General features: G+C 69.6%; 1 pseudogene (running past one end of the window). It reads left to right on the forward strand.

What is annotated here, in order from left to right:
• Positions 1–13279: pseudogene (locus GFY24_RS36570) on the forward strand (hypothetical protein) (its annotated part extends 16329 nt beyond the left edge of the window); the annotation flags it as partial.

Genomic DNA, 13279 nt, shown 5'->3' on the forward strand with positions numbered 1-13279 from the left:
GGCAACTATCCGGCGCAGTCCAATGGCGAGGCGCCGATCGATTCGCGGCGGGATGGTGGCGAGGAGCCGCCGCAGCACCCCGGTGCCCCAGGGGATTCCGATCCGGGCGGTCCGACTCCGGCGCGTCCAGGTGGTCCCAAGCCGGGAATGGATCCGGCTGCGTCGGAGTCCGCGCCTACCGATCCGCGCGGGCCGTGGGCGGATTACCCGCGGCCGCACAATGATTCGGCGTCGCCGGCCGATCCGGAGCCGGGGATGGCCGGGGGCGATGAGCCGCCGGGGGAGCGTCCGCTCGCTGCGGCGGCGTCCGAGCCCGAGGGGTCGCCGTGGCTCCGGCGGCAGTTGGCGGTGCAGGCGGATTGGCGTGCGCGGATGGAGTCCGAGCATGCCGCCTGGCTGCGGGATATCGCCGATGCGAGTGAGCCCGGGAGTGCTACCGAGAGTTGGGCGCGGTTCCAGGCGGAGGCGGCCGAGAACCTGGCTCGGGTCTCCGCTGAGCGGGCCGATTTCCTGTGGGAGCGCGCCGGTGGCCGGCCCGATCTCGGCGATGACTCCGCACCGCCCGTCGGCCCTCGGCCGGACGGTCCGCCGGACTCCGGCCCCTCCGACGCCGGTGGCCGAGCCATTCACCCCGACGGCGACCCCACCGCGGACACCTCACCCGCCGATCGCACCCGGCCGGACTCGGGCGAACCGCCGACCGATCCCCGCATCGAGTGGGGCGACTACCCGGCGCAGCCGAATGCCGAAGCGCCGCCGGTAGATCCGCGTGTGGACTGGGCGGATTACCCGACCCGACCGGATGCCGAAGCGCCGACGGTTGAGGTTGATACGTCGAAGTTCGCGGTGCCGCCGAGTGAAGCGCCGACGGTTGAGGTTGATACGTCGAAGTTCGCGGTGCCGCCCAGTGAGGCGCCCACGGTGGAGTTGACGCATCCGGTGACGGCTGAGGTCACCGTGCGGGATCCGGGGGCTGTCGCACCGGTGAATGAGGGTGCGGGGGAGCTGCATTCGGCGGAGACGCGGACCATGGAGGTCTCCACGGCGGATCCCGCGCATCCGGTGGATCCGGCTGTCGCTTCACCCGCGCTGCGGGCGCTGGGGGATCATCTGCGGGAGACTCCGGGGCCGCTGGTCGGGCCGCGCGATTTGGTCCGGGAGGCGTACGGGCGGCAGTTGGCGCACGATCTCGGGTTGGGCGAGGCCATGCGACGGCATGTCGATCCGCTGGGCTCGCTGCGCGAGGTCGCCGAGATGGCGCGTGCGCGTGGGCATTTCGGTGATCCCGAGCAGGGTCGTCCGCCGGTGTCCATGCGTTCGGACGATCTCGGCAAGCTCAGCCCGGCCGAGCGGCAGGCGGGGCAGTTCCCGCAATCGCGCCCGGAGCCCGCCGGTCAACCGCGCCGCGATCTGCCGCTCGAACCCTGGTCGCGCGTGAATCGCGATATGTCGCACGACGATCCGCGCGTTCTCACCCTCGATGAACTCCGCACCGAGATCGCCGACCGCCTGGGTCTCACCGATCAGCAGCGCAGCACCCAGCAGCTGCCCGATGTCGCCGGTGAACTCCAGTACCGAAATGCCTTGCGCGCCGGTGCGATCGACGCCCTCGACCGCGCGATGCGGCATTACGACCAGTCCACCGACCCGGGTGACCGCGCCCGCCTGGCCGCCGACCGCGACGAGTGGGCCCGCCTGCTCGGCGTACGCGACCCGCAGAGTCTCGATCCGCAGCACCGCGACGCCACCCTGGCCGCCCTGCACGACGAAACCCTGCGTCGCGCAGCCGATATCGCGGACCTCATGGCCGCCACCTTCCACACCCCGGACCCCGCCGACGGTGCGCGCCTGGTCCTCGCGGCCGGTGACGATCGCGTACACGTCCGCATCACCGAGGCACCCGACGGCACCCGGCACATCGAGGCGGCCCCCCGCCCCGATCTACCGAAACCATCGAGCACCAAGGAAGTCGAGGTCGCCAAGCGCCCCGGCCTGCTGCGCCGCATCTGGCAGCGCATGATGGGCGGCTACCACGCCGATACCCCGAAGTACCCGTCCGGTTCGGGCTGGGACAAGAAGGGGCAGGTCAATCTCACGCACGGCCTGGGCGATCTCATCCACAACGATCTCCTCGCGCATATCGACGACGATTTCAACCCGGTCCGCGCGGCCAAGGAAATCGCCACCATCTACCAGGCGCGCGAACGCATGCCGGTGCTGTGGCGCTTCACCGGCAAGATCGCGGAGATCTCCGGCGATGCCATCCCCATGCATACGCGGGACGGTGAGGAGTACCAGCCGTGGTACTCCGAGGCCGATCCCCGGCTGCGGGCCGAAGTCGAGGAGAGCCTGCGCCTGGCGGGCTTGCCGACCGAGGAGGATTACGCCAGAATCGCTGCCGGGCAGGCGAATTCGGAGGGCGCGCACCCGAATCCCGACCGCGCGATCCCGAATCCCGAACACGCACAGTCGAATTCGGAGCGCCCGCAACTCGAGCCCCCGGGCGAGCGCAATTGGGGTCCGAACCTCCCCGAACCGCTGGTGTCCGCCCTCGAGGCCCGTGATGCCGCCCTGGCCGATCTGGTGCGCGCCGCCGCACAGCATCGCATCGAGCTGCCCGACGCCGATCCGGCGACCCTGCGCCGCGCCGTCGACGAAGCCACCTACCAGCTCATGCGCCGCGCAGGCGCGATCGAGGCGCTGCGGGACGCGGCGGCCCGTTTCAATGTCGAAGACGAGCGCATCCCGTACAGCCCGGTCAGTATTTTCGACAAGGATCCGCTCGGTCGCTACGTGCGCGAAACCCGGCTGGCCGAGTTGCAGCGAGTGGAGGAGGAGCGCGCGCAGCGCCGCCGCGAGGAGGCCGGAGCCGACCCCGACGACGATTCACTCGAGTTCCGCCCCCGCGAACCCCGCGCCTCCCTGCTGGACGCGGCCGGAGTCAACAATGGTGGCGAATGGGCCCGGCACTTCGACGATCCGGATGAGCAGCTCTCCTCGCGCCGCGAGGGCCAGCTCTTCGAGGACGCGCTCATGCGCGACCAAATTCGCGATGAACGCTCCAATTGGGCGCAGCTGATCGGTGAGTCGCTGGAGGGGCTCAGCGATACGGAAATCCGGCACACCCTCGGCGATCTGCGCATGGCATTGCGCGACAGCGTCGATCAGCTCGGCGGATTCATCGACGCCGTAGACCATTTCCAGCAGCTGGAGGGCGAGGCGCGCGCCCGCGCGACGGAGCTGGTCGATATCGCCGCGCATGTCTGGCTCGATGCCCAGGGCGGCGTCATGCTCGAGCCCGGCGTCGGCGTGTACCCGGGCGAACCGAATCGACTGGTCGTCATCAGCGGCGATGTCGACCACCATGTCCGCCTCGCCGACGCGCTGGCGGCCCGCCCCGACCTGGGCGCACTACTCAACCGCGGTGACCTCCAACTCGACTATCGCGTAGTCGGTCTGCACGATGACGGCCGGCTCCACATTATGGACCGCGAGCCGCCGCAGGCCCTCTACCAGAAGGTCAACGCACAGGGCGAGCGCCTGCCCGCCCTCATGCTGCGCGACGGCGACGGCCCCTGGCGGGTGGTGCAGGCGAGCACCGACCCGGTCATCCCGCACCTCGAGCCGAGCACCGAACCCGCCGTCCCGCGCGATCCGGATGTGGTTCGCGCCGAACGCAATGCGGTCGCCGCCAGGCTGTCGGTGTACCGCATGGACCTCGGTCCCGGGAAGGTTCTCGAAGACACGATTCGGGCGCTGCGGCACGATAATGCGCTGCGGGCCGCGCAGATCGAGGGCATGGCGGACTTCATCCGCAGCAGCGACGCCATCGACAATTTCCACGACCTGGATCGCAGGCTCGAGAATCTGGCGCATCGCCTCGGCCTGGATCCGGAGAACCTCTCGCCCACACGGCTGGCGGAGGCGATGGCCGATCCGAGTATGCGCCAGGTGCGCCGCCTGCAAGCGGTCGGTGACCTGCTCGACTACGCGAAGGTGTTGCGCGACAATGTCGATTCCGGTGCGGTGCTGGCGGCCCGCGATCGGCTCGCGCACCGGCTCGGTGTCGAACCGGAAGAGCTGTACTCGTCCAAGCATGTGGTCGACAAGAAACTCGGCGAGGTGGTCGGGTACGCACCCGATCCCAAGAGCACCAGCCCCAAGGAGCTGCTGAACGCGGTCAACGATCTGCTGCATCGCTCCGGAGACAACCCGGAACTCCTTGCCGCACTGGGTGAATATGTCGGTGCCCTCAGCGATCTCGATCCGTTCCGGCAGAATCTGCGCTTCGACCCGTTCTCGGATCCGCGCGCCGCCGACGGCGAGGTGCCGATCCACGATCGCGACGCACCGGCGCTGCTGCGCGCGCTGATGAGCGAATCCATCGGTGAGCCACCGGTCTCCGATAATCCCTCGCAGGCGGCGGGTGTCTGGTCGCGGCTGCTGGGCGTGGACCTGGGCAATATTCCGCGCACCGTCGCGCTGTACACCGAACATGGTGGCGCACTGCATGATCGGCTCAGTCCGCAGCAGTTGAGTGAGGTGCTGCGGGTGCTGGAGAGCGGTGATACGCGGGCCGCCTACGACGCCTACCGGGACAGCACACCCGATAAGGACCGGGCCAACCTGCTCACCCCCGATGAGCTGACCACCGCGGTGGATCGCGCCCGCAATGCCCGCTACGCCGAGGTGTACGAGTACTACCGCGACGGCAAGATCGACAAGCACGAGCGGCTCACCCCCGAGAAGCTGGCCGAGACGGTCGAGACCATGCGCGCGGAGGTGGCCGCCCGTGAGGCGGATATCAAGGAGCTGGAGCGGCTCGCCGCTGAGCACAACCAGCTCACCAGGCCACCGGAACCCGAACCGCCACAACGGAATCTGGATGAACTGGCCGGCGACCTGGCCGCCGCTCGGCACGAGTTCGACCTGGCACGGGACGGCCGCGAGTACGCGGTCGGCCGCATGTACCTGGAGAACAACCGGCCGATCCTGGACAGCGATCTCACGCCCGAACGCATTGCGGGCACCGCCGACTACCTCGGCACCCGCAATGCCGCCGAGGCGGGGACGCTGCCGACGCATGAGCAGCGCATCGCGGATCTCGTTGCGGCAGCGGGTGAATACAGTCGCACCGAGACGCGCGTATCCGAACTGGAGGCGAAGCTGGCGCGGGCGGTCGAGAATGAGCGCGGAACCGATGAGACCCCGGTCGACGTGTGGCAGCGCCAATTGGATTCCGCCAGAACCGATCTCCAGGCACTGATCGACGCCGATCCGAGTCTGGCGCGCGCCGGCCTCGACCGCGTGGTCGATCAGGTCGACCAGATGTCCCGCATGCCACTCGATCAGGCCGATGTCTGGACCGACGATCTGGTCCCGCTGCGCGATGCCGTACACCGCTATCAGCACGCCCAGGAATTCCTCGACCTCGCACACACCGACGCGGCCGCAGCGGCCCGCGCCGCCGACACCCCCGAACAGGCCGCCCGCCGCGGCCTCGCCGACGCACAGCGAGAACTGCTCGCCGCCACCGCTTTACGCGATGCCGTCCTGTTCGGCCTGCCCTTCACCGCGGCCGACCTGACCCCGAATTGGGTGGACGCCACCCGCCGCGAATTCGCCGACGCGCACCGCCCCAACCTCCCCGCCGCCGACCGCGCCCGCCTTGACCTCGCCGATGCGGTGGACCGCCAACACCGTGCCCAAGACCGCGTCTCCCGCTGGGAAGCCGAACAAACCCGCCAATCCGCCATCGCGGCCATTACCGCCGACACCCCCGAAGCTGCGGCCCAGCGCGCCCACGAGGCCGCCCAGACCAACCTCCGCGAAGCGATCACCAACCTCCGCGAAGCAACCGGCCTGAACGTCGACGAATCTCGGCTTACAGAGGCAAATCTCGAAGCCACCATGCAAGAGCTGCAGGGCAGCACAATCGTCAACGCCACCGCCGACCCCGGCGCGGCCTTCCGGCAACTGCGTTCCGCCGCAGAACAATTCCACCGCGCCGAAGCCTTCTCCGACTGGGTGGCAAACCACGCCGCCACCCCACCCATAGACCCCCGCATAGCCTTCGCCACCCGTGAAGAGCCCGCGATCGATCCCCACGAATCGAACGCGAACACACCGCCCGAGACCGTGCCGGTCACCCGGCCCCTCGATCCGCGCGTTGCGTGGGCGGGTCTGGACGATGCTGCCCAGGGACCGAAGACCGAGGCAGGCGGTGCGGGCGACGGCACCCCGCCGAACAACCCCCCGCGCACCCCCGGCCCCGATCGGGAAGAGGGCCCGAACGGCTCATCCGACCCCGAGGACCCCACCCCCGGCGGCTCCCCGAGCTCCGGCCCCACCCCAATCCGCCCGGCCACCCCCGGTGCATCAGCCGAACCCACAGCCCCGCAACCGAAGTCCGCCGACTCGGCCGCAAGCGAGACGCACTCCAAGCCACTCGAGGGCGAACCCGCGACCGACCCCACCAAGGGCGAGAACGCGGCCGATCCCGGTACGCGGCCGGTGGATCCGCGCGTGGCCTGGGCGGGTCTCGGCGATGACACTGGTGCGCACGGACCCCATACGGCCGCCGACGGTGCGGGCGATGGCAACCCGCCGCACAGCCCCCCGCGCGCCTCCTCGGCTTCGGGCCCCGAGGAGGGTTCGGGGTCCTCGGCCGACCACACCGACCCGGCCGCGGCAGTGCGGGAGGAGACGCACGAGGCGACTGTGGAAGCCACGGTGCGGGATCCGCTGGCGGAGGCGGTGCCGGTGCATGAGGGTGCGGTGGATCCGCATTCGGCGGAGACGCAGACCATGGAGGTGCCGGTCGCGGCGACCGAGGGTGCGGTGGTGCATCCGGTGGATCCGGCGGTTGCCTCGCCTGCGCTGCGGGCGGTGGCGGACTTCCTGCGGGAGTCGCCGACGGGGGAGGTTTCGCCGCTGCGGATCGCCGAGCGGGATGCGTATGCGCGGCAGCTGGCTGAGGATCTCGGGTTGGGGCAGGCGCTCACCCGGCATGGGGATCCGCTGTCCACGCTCTGGGAGATTGCCGAGATGGCAAGGGCTCGCGAGCATTTCGGTGATCCGGAGCAGGGTGTCGCGCCATCGGCCATGGGGCGGGATGATTTCCGTCCGATGTCCGTGGACGACGTCTACCGGGGCGAGAAGTACTGGCGGACCGAGGTCGCGCCGGAAGAACTGCGCGCCATCGACAATGAGCGCCGCGCACTCGGCCTCGACGACCACTCGGCCCCCACCGAGCTGGAACACGCCACCCGCCCCGAACTCCCGGCCGCCCAGCCCCGGCCGGAAGCCGCCACCACCGCGACCGGCCCGGACGCTGCGCGAACCCGCCCAGACGGTTTGGAACAGACCCGCCCGGACCTGTCGGAAGCCGAGACCCAGCCGATTCCCGGGCCGGGCCAGACCCTGCGTGAGCTCCCACTGGCACCGTGGGCCGAGGCGAATCGTCCTGCGCCGCAGGCGGAACCGCGCGCACTCGCACTCGAGGAGCTGCGCACGGAGATCGCCGATCGACTCGGCCTGTCCGATGCCGAGCGGACGCCGCCGCGCCTGTCCGAGGTTGCGGGTGACCTGCAATTCCGAAACCTGTTGCGCGCGGGTGGAATCGAGGCCCTCGAACAGGCGGGCATACGTCATGAGGCCGAGACCGATCCAGAGGCCCGCGCCCTGCACGCGGCCGACCGCGATGACTGGGCCCGCCGCCTGGGCGTAGACCCGGAACGCATTGCCACACCGCGCGAGCTGAACACCGTCCTACGCGAGTTGCGCACCGAAACCCTGCGTCGCGCAGCCGATGTCGCGGATCTGATGGCCGCCGCCCTCTACAACCCGGCGGACGGTCTCCGCGCGGTGCTGGAGGCCGACGGCAACCGGGTGCACGTGCGCCTCACCGACGGCCCGGACGGCACCCACCGCGTCGAGGTGGCCGGGCGCCCCGACCTGCCCGCGCATCCGGTACCGAAGACCGAGGAGGCGAAGCCGCGGCCGAGCCTGCTGCGCCGTATGTGGCGTCGCATGATGCACGGATTCCACGACCACACACCGAAGTACCCGTCCGGTTCGAGCCAGGACAAGAAGTTCTTCATCAGTTTGGCCAACAGCTTCGGTCGTGAAATCCACCATCACGAGCTGGAGCACCTCGACGCGGAGCACGACGATCTCAATCCGCCCCGCGTGTGGAAGGAGCTGGCCACCTTCGTCAAGTCCCGCGAGCACATTCCACTGGTGCAGTCGTGGCCGTGGCTGGCGGAGAAGTTCGGCAGGGTCGCCGACATCTCCGCGGATGTCATCCCCATGTACACCCGTGACGGCGAGGAGTACCAGCCGTGGTACTCCGAGGCCGATCCGATACTGCGGGCCGAGGTCGAGGAGAGCCTGCGCCTGGGTGAAATGCCAACCGAGGCAGACTATCTCGCGGAGGCCGCCGAGCAGCAGGCCGCGCTGCCGCCCGCGGAGCCGACGCTCCCCGAACCGACGCACGTGACGGACTGGGGTCCCTCGGTCCCCGAGCCCCTCGCGGCCGCGATCGATGCTCGCGATGTCGCACTCGCCGATCTGACGCGGATCGCCGGTGCCCAGCGCGTCGAACTGTCCGGCCTCGACCGCGAGAGTCTGGATCGCGCGCTCGACGCCGAGACCCATCAGCTCATCCGCCGCGCTGGCGCGATCGAGGCGCTGCGGGATGCCGCCATCCGATTCAACGAGCAGGATCAGGCGGTCCCGTACAGCGAGGTCAGCTTCCTCGACAAGGATCCGCTCGGCCGCTACGTTCGCGAATCCCATCTGGTGGACGTACAGGCGATCGAGGCCGAGAAGGCCGCGCGCCGAAGGGAACTCGCCGGGGTGGACCCCGACGACACCTCGCTCGAATGGCGTCCCAGGCAACCACCCGTCACCGCACTCGACTTCCTGGGCGCGAACAATGGCGGCGAATGGGCCCGGCACTTCGACGATATCGACCAGGAGCGTCCCGAAAGTCGTGCGGGCCGACTCTTCGAGGACGCGCTCAGGCGCGATCAGATTCGTGATGAGCGGTCCAACTGGGCGCAGCTGCTCGAGGTCCCGCTGCAGAGCCTCGAGACACCCGAGGGCATCGCGCACGCCATTGCCGACCTGCGGATGCAGCTGCGCGACGGTTACGACCGATTCGTTGAATTATCGTCCGCTGTCGATGATTTCGTGCATGCAGACACCGATGCCCGCGCCCGTGCGAGCGAATTGTCCGATGGCATCGCCCGCGCCTGGCTGGAGGCGCACGGCGGCGTAGAGCTGGAACCGGGCGTGGGCGTGGTCCCGGGTGATCGCCCCGGCGATCCCAACCGACTCGTGGTGATCCACGGCGACACCAACCTCGATGTCCGCCTCGCCAATGCCCTCGCCGCGCACCCCGAACTGGGCGCGCAGCTGAATCATGGTGAGCTGCGACTCTTCTACCGCGAGATCGGCCTGACCCCGGACGGTCCATTCGTGCGCGCCGTCCGCGCGCCCGAGGCGTTCTATCACGAGCTGAACGTCGAAGGCCGTCGCGTCCCGACCCTGCTGCTGCGGGACGGCGACGGAGCCTGGCGCACCGTACAGCCCGAACATGTTGCGCTCGAGCCACATACGACGCCGAGCACTGAGGCTGCCGTGCCGCGCGACCCGGATGTGGTGCGCGAGGAACGCAATGCGGTGGCCAAGCGCCTGAGCACCTACACGATGGACCTCGGCGAGAATCTCGCCCGCACCATCGCCGGACTCGAGCAGGACAATGCGTTGCGCGCCGGGCAGATCGAGGGCATGGCGGATTTCATCCGCGCCAGTGATGCCATCGACAGCTTCCACGACCTCGATCGCACACTGAAGAATCTCGCGCACCGCCTGAAGCTGGACCCGGAGGCGATGACGCCGGAGACGGTGGCACAGGCGTTGGCCGATCCCGGCATCCGGGCCGCGCGGCGACTGCAAGCGGTCGAGGATCTGCTCGGTTACGCGAAGGCGCTGAACGAGTCGGGGGTCAAGGAATCGGTGCTGCTCGCGGCGCGTGACCGGCTGGCCGAGCGGCTCGGGGTCCCGCCGGAAGAGCTGTACGCGCATAAGCACAAGATCGACAAGCCGACGAACGAGGTCATCGGCTACGGACCGAAGCCGGAATCCACCAGCCCGAAGGCCGTGCTGGAGGCGATCAACAACCTGTTGCATCGCACCGGCGAACGGCCGCAACTGCTGGCCGGTCTCGCCGAATACGTGCGGACCATCAGCGATCTCGATCCGTTCCGGCAGAATATGCGCTTCGATCCGTTCAGCGATCCGCGCGTGGCCGATGGCGAACTGCCGATCCATGGCGGGAAAGCCTCCGCGCTGTTGCGCGCGCTGATGAACGAATCTCTCGGCGAGCCACCGATTTCCGATCATCCGCCGGAGGCCGCGGGCGTGCGGAACCGGCTGCTCGGCTTCGAGATCGACAATGTCGAGCGACAGGTCCGGCTCTACACCAAATACGCCAAGGAACTGCACGACTGGGTGACTCCGGCGCAGCTCGCCGAGGTACTGAACAACCGCGAGCGCGGTACCTGGGAGCAGGCATACGACGCTTACCGGGCCGGCGTCGAAGATCCGGCGAAGGCGCTCACCTCCGATCAGCTTTCGGACCTGGTGCAGAAGGTGCGCAATGCGCGCTACACCGAGGTGTACGAGTTCTACCGCGACGGCAAGATCGACAAGCACGAGCGGCTCGAACCGAAGGAATTCGATCAGGTCCTGGAAACCATGCGTGCCGAAGTCCAGGCGCGTGAGGCCGATATCAAGGAGCTGGCGCGCCTTGCCGCCGAGCACCACGACCTCACCAATCCGCCGGAACCCGAACCGCCACTGGGTACTCCGCGAGAATTGACCGCCGAACTCGCCGAGGCGCGGCATCGCCTGGACCTGGCGCGAGACGGCCGCGATTACGCCGTCGGGCGCATGTACCTCGAGGACAATCGCCTGCTGCGCGAGAGCGACCTCACCCCGCAGCGCATGCCGGGCACCGCCGACTACCTGGGCACCCGCCTCGCCGCTGAAGCGGGCACGCTACCGGGTCACGAGCAGCGCATCTCCGATCTCGTCGACGCGGCGCGCGCGTACTCCGATGCCGAGACCCGCGTGACGGAGTTGGAGTCGGCGCTGCGGCAGGCGGTCGAGACGGAGGCCGGTCCGGCGGAGACACCGGTGGAGGTGTGGCAGCGCCAAGTCGATTCGGCGCGAACCGAACTCGAAGCGGTGATCGCCGCCGATCCAGGGTTGGCGCGACTCGGCTTCGACCGCGTCCTGGACCGGGTCGACCGCATGTCGGAGATGGCGCACGACCGCGCCGACGTCTGGACCGACGAACTCGTCCCCGTGCGCGACGCCGTCCAGAACTACCGTCTGACACAGGAATTCCTGGCCACCGCCCAGGACGATGCGGTCGCCGCCTACCGCGAAGGTGCGACGCCGGAGCAGACCGCGCAACGTGAACTCTCCAATGCGAGAATCGAATTGGAGGGCGCGTCCGCACTGCGCGATACCCTCCTCGCATTCGACCCGGCGCTGACCGCGAACGACCTGACGCGCGAATGGATCCGCGCCACCCGCGCCGAACTCGGCGACACCCCCCGTGCGAACCTGTCCGTCCCCGATCGAGCCCGCCTCGAACTGGCCGACGCCGCCCAACACCAGATCCGCGCCCAGGACCGGGTTTCGCGCTGGGAAGCCGAACAGCAGCGCCTGGAAGCCGCCGCCCGCGCCGCCGCCGACACCCCCGAGGCCGCCGCCCAGCGCGCCCGCGACCTCGCCCGCACCGAACTCCAGCAGGCCATTACCCACCTCCGCGAGAGCACCGGCCTCAGAACCAGCGAACGCGACCTCACCCCGGACCAACTCGACCGCGCCATGGCCGAGCTCGAACGCCAAACCGTCACCCGCGGCGACGGCGACCCCGCCGCGGCCTTCCAGCAATTGCGTTCCGCCGCAGAGCGCTGCCACAGCGCCGAAGCCTTCGTCGACTGGGTAGCCGAACACGCCCCGACCCGCCCCCTCGCCACCTCCGAACCCGCAGCCCTCCAACCGAATACACCCCCGACCACCTCGGAAGCGGGCAAGCCCCATAGCAACCCCAGCTCCATCGAGCCGCAGGCTGGTTCAGGCCCGGGTAGGTCGGGGAGCGATCCCGGTTCGGCTGCGCCGCACGCTGGTTCCGGGCCGGGTAAGCCACATGGCGAGCCAGGTTCCGAGTCGGGCGAGTCCGACGGCGGGGCGACTCCGGCAAAGCCGGGTGGCCCGTCGCGCCCGGGTGCCGGTCCAGCCATAGCCGGTCCGGCGGTGCCGAGTGGCCCTGCTCCGGTGCACGGGGCGAATCCGGTTGCCGGGCAGCATGGCTCGACCGAGAGCGGTGGTGATCCGGCGCACACCGGATCCGATCCGGCGGTGGCCGCACCCGAAACGCAAGCGGTGCAGCCTGTTACGGCGCAGCCCGGCGCCTGGGACGAGGCCGGTCCGGCGCGTGTACTGCAGCCGTCGAACCCACAGGTGCTCGCGCAGATCCAGCGGCATTTGGATACCGCGCACGCCGCGACCGAACGTCGGTCGCTGGCCCTGGATCGGGCGGGTGATATCGCTCGGGCACTCCAGGTGGATCCGACCGGTCGCGGGGTGCTCGACCTCGAAGCGGCGGTGGTGGCAGCACTCGATGCGGAAGACGCGCACGTGCTTCAGGTCATCAATCACTCACCGCCGGGCATGCTTCCGAGCGAATACTTCGACCGGCGCGAGGTGGCGCAGCGTCGCCAGCACGAGCTCATCGCGATGCGGACCCTGTTGAATGCCGAGGTGAAGGAGGCTCTCGGGGCCCGGGTCACCGCGAACAACGCCAATCGTGCGGCCCTCACCCTGGCCCTGCGCGCCGCGCTGAACGAATCCGGCGCGGTGCCCCGGCCTCAGGTCGAAGGCATCGGCGTGTTCCCGCAGGAGCGCCGCGTCCTGGTCGTCTCCCTGCACCCGGACCCCACCACCGTCCTGTCCACCGCCGACCACGAAACTCTCGTGGCCAACGGCAATTCCATCGACTACCAACTCCTGCGCCTGTACGAACAGGGCACCCTCCTCCCCGACGGCACCCCCGCCACCACCCTCACCCTGACCGTCACCGACCTCCTCCCACCCGGCACCCCGGCCACCCCCACCCCCGAACCCCCGCACCAACCCCCCGGCGGCACCCCACCCCCACCGCCACCCCACAACCCCCCGGTGGTCGAGCAGACAGTGC

The organism is Nocardia sp. SYP-A9097 (assembly GCF_009649815.1).
Classification (GTDB): Bacteria; Actinomycetota; Actinomycetes; order Mycobacteriales; family Mycobacteriaceae; genus Nocardia.